This is a genomic window from Rossellomorea sp. LJF3, from assembly GCF_037046045.1.
Classification (GTDB): domain Bacteria; phylum Bacillota; class Bacilli; order Bacillales; family Bacillaceae_B; genus Rossellomorea.
In genome coordinates this window covers 1-15,038 of sequence record NZ_JBANLY010000008.1, presented here as the reverse complement: position 1 = coordinate 15,038, position 15,038 = coordinate 1, and the positions used below count along the sequence as shown (strand labels likewise).

The 15,038-nt window shown below is 42.8% G+C and carries 12 protein-coding genes; 10 read left to right on the top strand and 2 right to left on the bottom strand.

Features of this window, described 5'->3' with window-relative positions; translation table 11 throughout:
- Window positions 1–155: 155 nt before the first annotated feature.
- Window positions 156–1,484, top strand: a complete 1,329-nt coding sequence (locus V8G47_RS09640) for a PhoH family protein (RefSeq protein WP_336199923.1) — start codon at window positions 156–158, stop codon at window positions 1,482–1,484.
- Window positions 1,485–1,558: 74 nt separating this feature from the next.
- On the opposite strand, the gene V8G47_RS09635 is transcribed toward V8G47_RS09640, so the two are convergent.
- Window positions 1,559–2,056: a peptidyl-prolyl cis-trans isomerase gene (locus tag V8G47_RS09635; RefSeq protein ID WP_336199922.1), complete on the bottom strand. Its 498-nt coding sequence runs from the start codon at window positions 2,054–2,056 to the stop codon at window positions 1,559–1,561.
- 139 nt (window positions 2,057–2,195) lie between these two features.
- On the opposite strand from V8G47_RS09635, the gene glsA reads away from it, so the two are divergent.
- From glsA to pyc, 4 genes are all read left to right on the top strand, one after another.
- Window positions 2,196–3,119: a glutaminase A gene (glsA, locus tag V8G47_RS09630; RefSeq protein WP_336199921.1), complete on the top strand. Its 924-nt coding sequence runs from the start codon at window positions 2,196–2,198 to the stop codon at window positions 3,117–3,119.
- A 194-nt stretch (window positions 3,120–3,313) separates the two neighbouring features.
- Window positions 3,314–3,595 (top strand): YlaN family protein, encoded by a 282-nt coding sequence (locus tag V8G47_RS09625; RefSeq protein WP_034755973.1) that lies wholly within the window; start codon window positions 3,314–3,316, stop codon window positions 3,593–3,595.
- A gap of 111 nt (window positions 3,596–3,706) precedes the next feature.
- Window positions 3,707–4,924, top strand: coding sequence for an FtsW/RodA/SpoVE family cell cycle protein (locus tag V8G47_RS09620; protein WP_336199920.1), 1,218 nt, complete (start codon window positions 3,707–3,709; stop codon window positions 4,922–4,924).
- 142 nt (window positions 4,925–5,066) lie between these two features.
- Window positions 5,067–8,507, top strand: coding sequence for a pyruvate carboxylase (gene pyc, locus V8G47_RS09615; RefSeq protein ID WP_336199919.1), 3,441 nt, complete (start codon window positions 5,067–5,069; stop codon window positions 8,505–8,507).
- Window positions 8,508–8,542: 35 nt separating this feature from the next.
- Here the strand turns inward: pyc and V8G47_RS09610 are convergent, their stop codons facing one another.
- The gene (locus V8G47_RS09610; RefSeq protein ID WP_336199918.1) at window positions 8,543–9,460 is read right to left on the bottom strand and encodes a COX15/CtaA family protein; all 918 of its coding nucleotides are present in this window, start codon (window positions 9,458–9,460) and stop codon (window positions 8,543–8,545) included.
- A 478-nt stretch (window positions 9,461–9,938) separates the two neighbouring features.
- Between V8G47_RS09610 and cyoE the strand changes: the two genes are divergently transcribed.
- From cyoE to ctaF, 5 genes are all read left to right on the top strand, one after another.
- A complete protein-coding gene (cyoE, locus tag V8G47_RS09605; protein WP_336199917.1) occupies window positions 9,939–10,853 on the top strand; it encodes a heme o synthase in 915 nt (304 codons plus the stop codon).
- 101 nt (window positions 10,854–10,954) lie between these two features.
- Window positions 10,955–12,031 carry a cytochrome c oxidase subunit II gene (coxB, locus tag V8G47_RS09600; protein WP_336199916.1) on the top strand — a complete coding sequence of 359 codons (1,077 nt, stop codon included), beginning with the start codon at window positions 10,955–10,957 and terminating at the stop codon, window positions 12,029–12,031.
- 29 nt (window positions 12,032–12,060) lie between these two features.
- Entirely contained in the window at window positions 12,061–13,929 is a 1,869-nt protein-coding gene (gene ctaD / locus V8G47_RS09595; RefSeq protein ID WP_034755956.1) for a cytochrome c oxidase subunit I, read from the top strand.
- The gene (locus V8G47_RS09590) at window positions 13,929–14,558 is read left to right on the top strand and encodes a cytochrome (ubi)quinol oxidase subunit III (protein WP_336199915.1); all 630 of its coding nucleotides are present in this window, start codon (window positions 13,929–13,931) and stop codon (window positions 14,556–14,558) included. The genes ctaD and V8G47_RS09590 overlap by 1 nt, the downstream gene beginning before the upstream one ends.
- 4 nt (window positions 14,559–14,562) lie before the next feature.
- On the top strand, window positions 14,563–14,895 hold the full coding sequence (gene ctaF / locus V8G47_RS09585; protein WP_034755952.1) for a cytochrome c oxidase subunit IVB: 333 nt from the start codon (window positions 14,563–14,565) through the stop codon (window positions 14,893–14,895).
- Window positions 14,896–15,038 lie beyond the last annotated feature (143 nt).

Sequence of the window (15,038 nt, the reverse complement as noted above, 5' to 3'; positions counted from 1 at the left end):
CAATATCTTTTCTTATTGTGTAATTTTCTTCTATCTTTATACGTTTATTCATATATTTTAAGAAACGGGCCGTCCTATTTGAGTAGCTGGGAATAACCGGAACATCATTGGCTACATACAATAGCAATAAGAAATCAGGAGCAGGAGGCATCGATTTGAATAAAATTTATGTATTAGATACCAATGTCTTATTACAAGATCCACAAGCCATCTATTCTTTCCAGGATAATGAGGTGGTTATACCTGCAGTCGTTTTAGAAGAAGTGGACTCCAAAAAGCGTTACATGGATGAGATCGGAAGAAACGCAAGACATGTATCGAAACTGATAGATAATTTACGGCAGGAAGGAAAGCTCCATGAAAAAATCCCCCTTTATACAGGCGGATCATTACGGATTGAACTAAATCACCGCTCCTTTCAGCAGCTTCAAGATATATTTGTTGAAAAAACAAACGATAATCGGATCATTGCCGTAGCAAAAAACCTTTCACTCGAGGAAGAAGCAAAAAAGGATGGGAAATCGGTTATCCTTGTCAGTAAAGATACCCTTGTCAGGGTCAAGGCCGATGCTTTGGGTTTACAGGCAGAAGACTTCCTGAGTGACAGGGTCATTGAAGTAAATGATATTTATACCGGATTTATCGAATTATATACTGAGAGAGAATTTCTCAATAAATTTTATGACAAAGGGGAACTGACCCTTACGGATATAACGAAACAACGATTTTATTCCCATCAATTCCTCATTATGAAAGATGCCCTGGGAAGTTCTGCATCGGCCCTTGGAATGGTGGATGCCACCGGACTCAAGGTGAAGAAACTGGTCTATGATCAAGAACATATGTGGGGGATTAAAGCGAGGAATGTTCAACAAACGATGGCGACGGAGTTATTATTACGGGATGATATTTCGTTAGTGACCATGATCGGGAAAGCAGGGACCGGTAAAACGCTTCTGGCACTGGCAGCCGGACTCTTGCAAACGGAAGACTTTAATAAATTCAATAAATTACTCGTTGCCCGCCCAATCGTTCCGGTTGGCAAAGACATTGGCTATCTTCCTGGTGAAAAGCAAGAAAAGTTGAGACCTTGGATGCAGCCGATTTATGACAATCTCGAGTACCTGTTCAATACAAAAAAGCCGGGTGAACTGGATGATATCCTTGCCGGGATGGGGTCCATCGAGGTGGAAGCATTGACGTATATAAGAGGTAGAAGCATTCCAGATCAATATATCATCATAGATGAAGCCCAGAACCTGACGAAGCATGAGGTGAAAACGATTCTGACACGTGTTGGGGAACGTAGCAAAATTGTCTTAATGGGAGATCCCGCTCAAATTGATCACCCCTATCTTGATGAATATAATAATGGACTGACATATGTAGTGGAGAAATTCAAAGATCAAAAATTAGCCGGTCATGTGAAGCTCATGAAGGGTGAAAGATCGGGACTGGCACAGCTTGCCGCGGATATATTGTAAGCATCTAAGATCACACAATGATAACGTATGAAAAAACCGGTTCAGATGTTACTGACCCGGTTTTCATACGTTCATCACTCAACTCGAAATGCCCTGACATTGGTAATCGGATTGTTTCTGTTAGAACCATCCATAAAATAAATGTGAACGGGTCCGTCCTCCCTGAGTGGCTTACCTTCTTTAGAAAACCCGATCAACAGCTGATCAGCCTCATTAATATCCAGAAGGTGATCCCCGGTTTCGGTTTCAATCACGATGGATGCCCCTTCAGGAAGTGGCTCTGCATTTTTTAAAAATGGTGCAAACGGAATGGCAAATGTTCCGTTAAGGATCTTTTCTTTCTCATATCTCTTCTCGGTTTTCAAAGTTGGCGGATAGGTTGCACCTTCTTGAATCTCCCTGGACCAGTGCTTGGAAACCGCTTTTGTATATTCCTCTAACTCATCCACTTTTTCTGTTGTATCATCAAAATATGTAGTTAAATCCACTTTTCGATCATCAAATATCCAAACTCCCGCATCCAATGTAATGGGGAATTTCACTTTCCCTTTTATCGGTATGATACTTTCCACTACTGACTCCTCCTCTCGCTGATAGTATCAGTATATATGTTAAGAGCAGGTTTGTCACATTCTGATGAAAGCATTTTCAGCGTTTTCAATGAATGAAAATAGGGAAATGATAAGTAGGACAAAAGGAGCTGTTGGATATATGATAAGCACTCAGGAATGGTTGGAAGGATTAGTTGAAAAGGCGAGACCCTTTGCATCCGAAGGAAAGGTTGCAGAGTACATACCCGCACTTAAGGATCAAAATCCCCATGATCTGGCAATCAGCATATACACTCTGGATAATAACTCCTGTTATGCCGGGGATCATTTGAAGAAATTCACTCTCCAAAGCATCTCAAAGGTCATCACCCTTGCACTCGTACTAATGGACTACGGGGAAGAGTACGTTTTTTCAAAGGTAGGAATGGAACCGACAGGAGATCCGTTCAACTCCATAGCGAAGCTCGAAACCCACAAGCCGTCAAAGCCCCTTAATCCGATGATCAATGCAGGGGCACTGGCTGTAACGAATATGATCAAGGGAAATACGGGAATGGAGAAGTGGCAGCGCTTAATCGAATTCATCAATCATATGACAGGGGAAACAGTCTCATATAATGAAGATGTGGCATATTCAGAACTGCAAACGGCCAATCTGAACCGATCACTTTGCTATTTCATGAAGCAGCATGGGGTAATCACGGGAAATGTCGAAGATCTACTCGTCCTTTACACGAAGCAATGTGCCGTGGAGATGAACTGTGTGGATCTTGCCAAGATGGGGGCGGTATTCGCCAATGATGGGATCGATCCGGAGAGCGGCCGAGAATTGATTACGAGAGATGTGGCGAGAGTATGTAAAACCTTCATGGTGACATGCGGGATGTATAATACCTCCGGGGAGTTTGCCATTAAGGTGGGGATCCCAGCCAAAAGCGGTGTATCCGGCGGCATCATGGGTTCTGTGCCTGGTAAATGCGGAATAGGGATCTTCGGACCGGCACTCGATGATGTCGGAAACAGCATTGCGGGGCTGAAGCTTCTCGAAATGCTCAGTGATGAACACTCATGGAGTATATTTTAACTTGGAATAATGGTGCATCCCTTGAACAAAAGAGAGCGACTCACGTGATGAAACACCCCCTAAATCCATATGAAAAATGTTCGAAATTCTGTCATTGAATCCCGGGGAAAACACTTATTTTTCTTGCAATTTATCGGGTTTAACGATAAAATTTTAAGACAGGAAGGTTATTTGTTCGGAATGGGGGGATCACTGTGGCGTCAGAAATGACAATCAATCATCGGGAAAAAGCCTATGAACTATTAAAGGCCGACGCAGAAAAGATATTACAACTTATTAAAGTGCAAATGGATAATTTAACGATGCCCCAATGTCCTCTATATGAGGAAGTATTGGATACCCAAATGTTCGGATTATCTCGTGAAATAGAATTTGCGGTCCGTTTAGGGCTTGTAGATGATCAAGATGGAAAAGATCTGATTGATTCTTTGGAAAGACAACTTTCTGCCCTTCATGAGGCATCTACAAAAAAGTAAAATAGTCATGACAACTCAAACAATGCATAGATCTGTTGTTTGAGTTTTTTTGTTAAGGAAAGATGATTTAAAGAGATGAAAATGATATAAGAGAAAAAGGATTGAAATGTCATGATTAAAAAAATAGCAAAATCCTACGATTATTCGTTAATCGCTGTGTATGTATTCCTTTGTTTATTTGGCCTCGTCATGATTTATAGTGCCAGTATGGTCATGGCAGTGGAACGGTTCGGCTGGGATAGCGACCACTTTTATAAAAGGCAGATGATCAATATCATCATCGGCTTTATTGCCTTTACGGCAGCAGCGTGGTTTCCGTATAAAGCCTTTCAAATAAGTAAGATCATTAAAGGCTTGATGATTGTGATCATCGGTTTATTACTTGCGGTACATATTTTTGGGTATGAGGTGAATAACGCTAAAAGTTGGATCAACTTAGGGTTCATGCCCATCCAGCCATCGGAGTTTGCGAAACTTGCCGTCATCATTTACCTTGGTTCCGTGTACTCCAAGAAACAGGCATACATAGACGACTTCAATAAAGGTCTAGCACCTCCATTACTGTTTCTTGGCTTCATATGCTTTTTAGTATTCCTGGAACCGGACTTTGGTACGGCAGCTATCATCTTTGCCATCGGTGCCATCGTCATTTCCTGTTCGGGCATCAGTTATAAAACATTTTTCAAGCTTGCAGGGCTTGGAGTAGGATTTTTAATCGTCCTATCTCCGGTCATTTACCTGGCAAGGGGCTTCATCTTCACGAAGGAAAGGCTTAGCAGGATTGAAGCCTACCTCTCCCCGTTTAAATATGCACAGGGTGAAGGGTACCATTTGGTGAACTCTTACCTTGCGATCGGGTCCGGGGGAGTGAAAGGTCTCGGATTAGGACAAAGTGTCCAAAAACTTGGCTATTTACCGGAACCGCAGACGGATTTTATCATGGCCATCATTGCTGAAGAGTTAGGCGTATTCGGGGTAAGCTTTGTCATCCTCGGCCTTTCCTATATTGTGCTCAGGGGGATTTATACAGGCGTGAAATGTCAGGACCCGTTTGGCACGATGCTTGCAATCGGGATCTCCTGCATGATCGGCATCCAGGCTTTCATCAATCTTGGAGGGGTATCCGGATTAATACCGATCACAGGGGTCCCACTCCCGTTCATCAGTTACGGTGGATCGTCCCTCTTGGTGCTATCTTTGTCGATGGGTGTCCTCGTAAATGTGTCGATGTTTGTAAAATTTGAAGAAAAATATAAAACAAAGAAGGAAAATGACTATCCTTCGGAGAATAAGGATAATAGCAAAAAAATATATGGTGTAAAAATGTAGGTCACTTTGATAGAGTATCTAAAACTCTAAGTCTAGGGTCTGCCCCCTAAGATACTTCTTTATTATCTTTGGGGTCAGCCCTTTTTTCATAGACTTCAATATGGAGAATTTCAATCATGAATAGCCAAAAGGAGAGAGTGTATTGAAACGAATTAAAAAAGTACTGGTAGCAAACCGCGGAGAGATTGCCATCCGTGTATTCCGTGCATGTACGGAACTTAATATTAGAACCGTAGCGATCTATAGTAAAGAAGATTCAGGATCATATCATCGCTATAAAGCGGATGAAGCCTATTTGATAGGTGAGGGGAAGAAGCCTATCGATGCTTATCTGGATATAGAAGGGATCATCCGAATTGCAAAGAATGCAGATGTGGACGCCATCCACCCGGGATATGGCTTCCTGTCTGAAAATATCCATTTTGCAAGACGGTGTGAAGAAGAAGGAATCATCTTTGTAGGGCCTCATTCTGAGCACTTGAATATGTTTGGTGATAAGGTGAAGGCACGTCATCAGGCACAGCTGGCGAATATTCCGGTCATTCCGGGTACTGATGGACCTGTAGAAACATTGGAAGAAGTCATCAGTTTCGGTAAGGAAAATGGATTCCCGATCATTATCAAAGCCTCATTGGGTGGCGGTGGACGTGGAATGCGCATAGTCCGAAACCTTGAAAGCTTAAAAGAAGCCTATGAGCGGGCTAAATCAGAAGCGAAGGCAGCGTTTGGTAATGATGAAATTTATGTGGAGAAATTTGTAGAAAATCCGAAGCACATTGAAGTCCAGATCCTTGGAGATCATGACGGTAACATCATTCACTTATATGAGCGTGATTGTTCCATTCAAAGACGCCATCAGAAGGTAGTGGAAATAGCGCCTTCCGTATCATTGAGCGATCGCTTGAGGGAAGATATCTGCGAAGCAGCCGTTCGGTTAATGGATAATGTCAAGTACGTGAATGCCGGGACCGTTGAGTTCCTTGTAGCAAATGATCAGTTTTACTTTATCGAAGTAAATCCACGAGTTCAAGTGGAACATACCATTACGGAAATGGTGACGGGAGTGGACATTGTACAATCTCAATTGATGATTGCCGAAGGTTATGCCCTGCACAGCGACAAGCTTGGTATCCCTCTTCAGGATGACATCAGGACAAATGGATTTGCCATTCAATCCCGTGTGACAACGGAGGATCCCTTGAACAACTTCATGCCAGATACCGGGAAAATCATGGCGTACCGGTCAGGTGGGGGATTCGGGGTCCGTCTCGATGCAGGGAATGGATTCCAGGGTGCGGTCATTACACCTTATTACGATTCCCTTCTTGTGAAGCTTTCCACGTGGGCTCTTACATTCGAACAAGCTGCGTCCAAAATGGTCAGAAATCTTCAAGAATTTAGAATACGGGGGATCAAGACGAATATCCCGTTTTTGGAAAATGTCGTCAAACATGAAAACTTCATCACGGGGCAGTATGATACCTCGTTTATCGATACGACTCCTGAACTATTCATATTCCCGATAAGGAAAGACCGTGGAACGAAAATGCTTTCGTATATTGGGAACGTAACTGTAAATGGATTCCCGGGAGTAGAGAAAAAGAAAAAACCTGTCTTTCAAAAACCACGGGTACCGACCCTTGATGTAAAGAAAGAGTTTCAACCCGGAACGAAACAAATCCTGGATCAGCATGGGGCGGACGGCCTGGTGAATTGGGTCAAAGAACAGAATGCTGTACTCCTCACTGATACTACATTCCGTGATGCCCATCAATCATTGCTTGCGACACGTGTCAGAACAAATGATCTGAAGCAGATAGCAGCACCGACATCTCAGTTGCTTCCTGATATGTTCTCCTATGAAATGTGGGGGGGAGCGACATTCGATGTGGCTTACCGCTTTCTAAAGGAAGATCCTTGGAATCGCTTATTGACTTTGAGGGAGCGCATTCCAAATGTATTATTCCAAATGCTCCTTAGAGCATCCAATGCGGTGGGGTATAAGAACTATCCGGATAATGTAATCAGGGAATTCGTAGAAAAGTCAGCGTTTGCCGGTATCGACGTCTTCAGGATCTTTGACAGCTTAAACTGGGTCAAGGGAATGGAAGTGGCGATTGACGCCGTGAGACAAAGCGGGAAAATCGCAGAAGCGGCCATATGCTACACTGGTGATATCGATGACCCGACACGGACTAAATATAATATCGATTACTATAAGAATATGGCCAAAGAGCTCGAAGCGAGTGGTGCACACATCCTGGCCATCAAGGATATGGCGGGACTGTTGAAGCCGCAGTCAGCCTACCGATTGATATCCGAACTGAAGGATACAGTCAGCCTGCCGATTCACCTCCATACACACGATACGAGCGGGAACGGGATCTACACATACGCAAGAGCCGTCGAAGCGGGTGTCGACATTGTCGATACGGCCCTTAGCACCATGTCCGGCCTTACGTCCCAACCTAGTGCCAATACGTTGTATTATGCGTTAAAGGGGACAAGAAGAGAACCGAATGTAAACATCGATTCCCTGGAAACCCTCTCTCACTATTGGGAAGACGTCCGGAAGTATTATACAGACTTTGAAAGTGGGATGATGTCGCCTCATTCAGAAGTATACAAACATGAGATGCCAGGCGGACAGTACAGCAACCTTCAGCAACAGGCAAAAGCAGTTGGGCTCGGTCACCGCTGGGAAGAAGTAAAAGACATGTATGCAAGGGTCAACCACCTCTTCGGGGACATAGTCAAGGTGACTCCTTCTTCTAAAGTAGTCGGAGACATGGCTTTGTTCATGGTTCAAAACGATTTATCAGAAACAGATGTACTCGAAAAAGGTGAGAAAATCGATTTTCCGGATTCAGTGGTTGAATTATTTGAAGGATCCCTGGGTCAACCTCACGGGGGCTTTCCGAAAGAATTGCAGAGCGTGATCTTGAAAGGGCGCAATCCGTTGACCGTACGACCTGGAGAACTACTGGATGATGTGGACTTCACAGCCCTGAAAGAAAAACTCTTTGAAGACCTGGAGCGTCCGGTCACGAGTTTTGATGCCCTTGGATATGCCCTCTATCCAAAAGTATTCATGGAATACGCACAAACAATGGATCAATTCGGGGATATCTCAGTCCTTGATACCCCTACATTCTTGTTTGGGATGAGACTGGGTGAAGAAATAGAAGTGGAAATCGAAACCGGGAAGACACTCATCGTGAAGCTTGTCTCGATCGGACAGGCTCAGGCAGATGGTACCCGTATTGTTTACTTCGAACTGAATGGTCAGGCACGTGAAGTAGTCATTAAGGACGAAAGTATTAAATCCACTGTGGCGGCCAAAATGAAGGCTGATGTGAAAAATGAAAATCATATCGGGGCTTCTATGCCGGGAACTGTTATTAGGGTCATCGCAGAAAAAGGAGAAGCGGTTGAAAAGGGAGATCATTTAATGATCACTGAAGCCATGAAGATGGAAACGACCGTTCAGGCGCCTTTTGCAGGAACCGTTAAAGATATCTATGTGCAAAATGGGGATGCCATCAGCCCTGGGGACTTATTGATTGAAGTCAATAAAGCATAATAAAAAAAGGATTCCGGTACCCGGAATCCTTTTTTCTATTGCTTCCGTTTACTTCTTGAGGCAAGAAGATTAAAGTAACACAATAATCCAAACAGACACGAAATGATCAAAGCATGCATTAAGGCAATCGCCAGGTTCAGTCGTGTGAACACTACGAGTGCACCACTCATTACTTGAAGACAAACCAGGGTGAAGGCGATGATCCAACCCCAGTAGATCACTTTCTGGTGCTTATGCTCTTTAATGGCAATGTAAGTGATATAGGCAATCCATAAGAAAATGAAGCCTGCTGCTGCCCTGTGCCCCATCTGGATCCATTCGTACAGGTTGGTGGGGAGGGTGGGGGATGAGTTGACGCATAATGGCCAATCCTTGCACACCAGGCTGGACTCCGTATGCCTTACGAGAGCACCTGTATACACAACAAGATAACTATAAATCGTCACCCCGATCGTATGAAACCTCATCCGTCTGTTGATGACCAATGATTTCGCATCAAATTTCTGGTCAACTTCAAAAATCAGCAGTGTCAATAATAATATGGAAGCAAAAGAGATGAGGGAAATTCCGAAATGAATGGCCAGGACGAAATCCGATTGCCCCCATAATACAGCTGCAGCACCGATTAGTCCCTGCAATACAAGAAAGAAGAAAGAAAGGGCTGCAAGGAATTTTGTTTCCCGTTTATAACCGATTGATCTCCATGACCAGATCGATAAAGCCAGAACCAATAATCCCACACCGCCTGATACAACACGATGTGCTAATTCTATAACAAGCTCAAATGTAATATCACTTGGAATGAACTGTCCGTTACAAAGGGGCCAAGATCGCCCGCAGCCCATGCCGGATTCCGTCTTCGTCACCAGGGCTCCACCTAACAGCACGAATAACATACCCAGGGTGGTCAGAACGGCAAGCCACTTTAATCCTTTGTGAACACCTTTTTGCAATCTATTCACCTTCTTAATTAAAAGACTCTACACACTTTCTATAAATAAATATAGTAGAAAAATATATATGCCTCTACGATATTACATAATAGGTGTGAAAAACTCAACCGATAAAATGTTACAGAATTATGAGCATTTATCTAGGAAGAATAGAGAATAGTAATAGTAGGGAAGGACTAATTTGTGTAAAAACAAAATCTGTAAGCGCTTAGCTGGGTTTTATGGTATGATGGGATTAAAATGTTTGTAGAAATATGAAGAACCTTCTGCGTCTTCCTTTCTTCACAATTTCTTCACATAATTGTCTAATTCTCCCCCAAAAAGGAAAAAATATATGGTTTAATATAATATTGATAGCATATATACTATTTCTTATCTGTGGATGTTTTTACAGATGAATATAGAAATAGTTAATCATTTCCTATATAGTATAGAGGTGGCAACAAACCTCTTGCCTTTTATAGAGAGGAGAGAGAAAATGTCTAACAGTCGAATGATGACAGACGTTGAAAAAGCAGATGTGACAGCTTCAACTGCTTGGAAGGATTTTTTAGCGCTCATTAAAATTGGGATCGTTAACTCCAATTTAATTACAACCTTTACAGGTATGTGGTTAGCCTTTTATTTTACGAATACACACTTTCTAAATTCCCTGGATATCATGTTTCTTACGTTGATAGGTTCTTCCCTGATTATTGCGGGGTCCTGCTCCATTAACAATGTATATGACCGGGACATCGATCATCTGATGGAAAGAACGAAGGAACGACCAACCGTAACAGGCAAGATCAATGGACCAAAGGCATTGTCCCTTGGGTTAATCATGATTGCAGTCGGTCTCATCATGTTATTCATGACAACCATCACTGCGGGTGTCATTGGGTTGATCGGTGTATTTAGTTACGTTGTATTATATACAATGTGGTCAAAAAGAAAATATGTAAGTAACACAATTGTCGGAAGTATCTCAGGTGCGGTTCCGCCGCTGATCGGCTGGGCAGCTGTAGATGCAAACCTGGATGTAGTCGCCTGGGTATTGTTCCTGATGATGTTTATCTGGCAGCCTCCTCATTTCTACGCGTTAGCGATGAAAAGAGTGGAAGAATATAGAGCAGCTAGTATACCGATGCTTCCAGTAGTAAAAGGATTCGCTACAACGAAGCACCATATAGTAGCATGGGTTGCGGCCCTTTTACCCCTTCCTTTCTTCTTGATGGATCTCGGAATGTTCTTCTTTATTCTGGCAACTGCCTTTAACATCGGCTGGCTGGCACTTGGTCTGGCAGGGTATAAAATGAAAGACGATATCAAGTGGTCAAAGCTTATGTTTGTCTATTCATTAAATTACTTGACTATCTTGTTCGTAGCGATGGTCATCGTTACGGTACTTTAAGATTAGCGGGAATTCTTTCTGTTAAGAAATCCAAATAGATATTTTTATGGGTCCTTGTTTTATTCAAAGTACATTACATGAAAGAGGGGTTTGATTAAGCTATGAAAGCAAGGCTATCTAAGTGGCGCTTATTTTCAATTGTAGCTATGTTGGCGCTAGTTCTTTCTGGCTGTGGAGAGCCATTTCTCTCCACACTGCAGCCAGCTGGTGAAGTAGCACAGACACAATATGATTTGATGATACTTGCTACATTAATTATGGTATTGGTCATCATTGTAGTCATGGTTGTCTATATGGTTGCGATCGTTCGTTTCCGTAGAAAGAAAGGGGATACAAAAATCCCTAAGCAGGTAGAGGGCAGTCACACACTTGAAATTGTGTGGACCGTTATCCCTATCATCCTACTTCTTATCCTAGCTGTTCCAACTGTTACGGCAACGTTCCAGTTAGCGGACACAAAGGCGATGGATAAAAAGGATGCAGACGGAAATCGTGAGGCATTGGTCATAAATGTACGTGCCAACCTTTACTGGTGGGAGTTCGAGTATCCTGATGAAAAGATCATTACATCTCAAGACTTAGTTGTCCCGACTGATCAAAAGGTTTATTTCAATGTGACAGCCTCGGATGTAAAACATTCATTCTGGATTCCAGCAGCAGGAGGAAAGATTGATACAAACGTAGATGGTGTGAATAAATTCTTCCTTGAGTTTGACGGGAAAAAGGCTGAAGAAGCAGGCGGATTATTCTATGGAAAATGTGCCGAGTTATGTGGTCCTTCCCATGCTTTAATGGACTTTAAAGTTAAAGCGCTTCCTAAAGAAGAATTTACAGCATGGGTTGAAGATATGAAAAATGCAGGAGAACCGAAACCGACTTCTGATTTAGCCCAACAAGGACAAGAAATCTTCAGCAAAAAATGCTTAAGCTGTCACGCGGTATCACCACAGGATGGAAGACCTGAATCGGCTCGACTTGCTCCTAATTTATCCAACTTCGGTGAGCGTTCACGTATCGCTGGCGTATTGGATCATAATAAAGAAGAGTTGAAAAATTGGATCTCAGATCCTGAGCAGTACAAACCAGGTAATAAAATGACAGGTACATATGGTAACCTGCAGGAAGATGAAATTGATGCACTTGCAGAGTATTTAATGGGCTTAAAGGTTCAAGATTAATTGGGGATTAGTAAAAGGGAGGTTTAATCGTGAGTAGCTATTCACAGAAAAAAGGCTTCGGCGCGACTGTATGGGACTACATGACAACAGTGGACCATAAAAAGATCGCCATCCTTTACCTAATGGCAGGAGGATTCTTCTTCCTTGTCGGTGGTTTAGAAGCTCTTATCATTCGTATACAACTTGCCGTTCCTAACAACGACTTTGTTAGCGCTGGTTTATACAACGAATTATTAACGATGCACGGTACGACGATGATATTCCTGGCTGCCATGCCGCTGATATTTGCATTTATGAATGCCGTTGTACCATTGCAGATCGGTGCACGTGACGTTGCGTTTCCTTTCGTAAACTCATTAGGGTTCTGGTTATTCTTCCTAGGGGGAGTATTCCTGAATCTTTCATGGTTTATGGGAGGGGCTCCAGATGCAGGATGGACATCATATGCATCTCTTTCCCTGGCATCACCGGGTCATGGAATCGACTTCTATGTATTGGGGTTACAGATTGCCGGTGCGGGGACATTGATAGGTGGTATCAACTTCCTTGTAACGATCATTAATATGCGTGCTCCAGGAATGACATACATGCGTATGCCGCTTTTCACCTGGACAGTATTTGTTACATCGGCACTTATCTTATTCGCGTTTCCTGCCTTGACAGTAGGTTTATTCTTAATGTTATTCGATCGTATGTTCGGAGCGAATTTCTTCGATGTAGCAAATGGAGGGAATACGATTATCTGGGAACACTTCTTCTGGATTTTCGGTCACCCTGAGGTATACATCCTTGTATTGCCTGCGTTCGGGATTTTCTCTGAGATCATTCCACACTTCTCTAGAAAACGCTTATTCGGTTACTCATCCATGGTATTTGCGACCGTATTGATCGGTTTCCTAGGATTCATGGTTTGGGCCCACCACATGTTTACGGTTGGCTTAGGACCTATCGCGAATGCTATATTCGCCGTTGCTACAATGGCAATTGCCGTTCCGACGGGTATCAAGATCTTTAACTGGCTCCTTACTATGTGGGGAGGAAGTCTGAGATTCACGACTCCTATGCTTTATGCTGTAGCATTCATCCCTACATTCGTAGCGGGTGGGGTAACGGGAATCATGCTGGCTTCTGCCGCTGCAGATTACCAGTTCCATGATACGTATTTCGTTGTTGCCCACTTCCACTACGTTATCGTAGGTGGTGTAGTATTTGCCCTACTAGCAGGTACTCATTATTACTGGCCAAAAATGTTTGGAACCATGTTGAACGATTTCTTAGGGAAGATCGCTTTCTGGTTATTCTTTATCGGCTTCCATTTGACGTTCTTCATCCAGCATTTCCTTGGACTGATGGGAATGCCGCGTCGTGTATGGACATTCCTGCCTGGTCAAGGATTCGAAACGGCTAACTTAATCAGCTCCATCGGTGCAGGCTTCATGGGTGTAGCCGTCATCGTTTATGTAATCAATATCATTTCAACACAGGTTAAAGGTGTGAAAGTATCCAATGACCCTTGGGGAGACGGACGTACCATTGAATGGGCAATCCCGTCACCACCACCATTCTATAACTTTAAGCAAACACCACTTATCCGTGGGTTGGATGCTTATTGGTTAGAGAAAATGGAAGGGAATAAAGGATTGACTCCAGCTGAACCTATCGGTGATATCCATATGCCTAATAATTCCATTTTGCCTTTCTTTATCTCACTGGGATTATTCATTGCGGCATTCGGTGCCATGTATCACGTAGATGATAAAGCATGGGCACTGCCTGTACTCATCATCGGTATGCTCATCACATTGGGATCCATGTTCCTTCGTTCTGTTGTAGATGACCACGGTTATCATGTGCATAAAGAAGATTTAATGGACGACGATAAAGGGGGTAAGGCATAATGCACGCTGAAGAAAAATTCACGCCAAAGACCTGGCCGGCCTCCCCTGAAAAGGCGACCCTTGAGGGGAAAAATAAATTTATGGGCTTCTGGTTTTTCCTTGGTGGAGAAACGGTCCTTTTCGGCTCTCTTTTTGCAACGTATTTAGCTCTTAAAAACAGAGTTCCTAGTGATAGCCATGCTCTCACTACTGATCTTTTTGATTTACCGCTTTCCTTTTTAGCAACGATGCTGCTTTTAACAAGCTCGCTGACAAGTGTTTATGCAATGTACCATATGAAAAATTTCAATTTCCAACGTATGCAGGCCTGGTTATTGATCACTGTACTTTTAGGTGCAGGCTTTCTTGGATTAGAGATTTATGAGTTTAATCATTACGTACATGAATATGGGCATACTTTTACTAGTAGTGCATTTGGTTCAGCCTTTTACACACTTGTAGGATTCCACGGAGCCCACGTTGCATTCGGTCTCCTTTGGATCGTCAGTTTGATGCTACGCAATGCTAAACGTGGTTTGAATCTATACAATGCTCCGAAGTTCTACTTAGCTTCACTATACTGGCACTTCATCGACGTTGTATGGGTATTTATCTTTACAGTAGTATACTTAATGGGAATGGTGGGATAAACTGATGGCGAATCAACAATCAACTTCAGGTAACCCAAGTGTAGATTACGAGTATCGTCGTAAGAAGAATGCAGAAGACATGAAAATGCAGTTAACATCCTTCATGTTAATGATTTTCTTGACATTGGTGGCGTTTATCGCTGTAGCGGGGGATTTCGATAAGTACTTTGTTGTACCGTTCATTCTCCTGCTGGCAGTCGTTCAGCTGGTGTTTCAACTGTATTACTTCATGCATATGAGTCATAAGGGTCATGAAGCTCCTTCATTGTTCCTGTATTCTGGTGCACTTGTTGCATTTATCACAGTGTTAACATTTTTAACAATTGTATGGATCTAAAGAAAAGTCAGCCGATTGGCTGGCTTTTTTTGGGTTCTATAATATTTGTTGGGGTTCTTACACAATTTGAACATAAAAAATGCACGTAATCATCCAGTCTTTTATACTTGAGTTGTCGAGAAACAAGTATAGATTGGAGATAC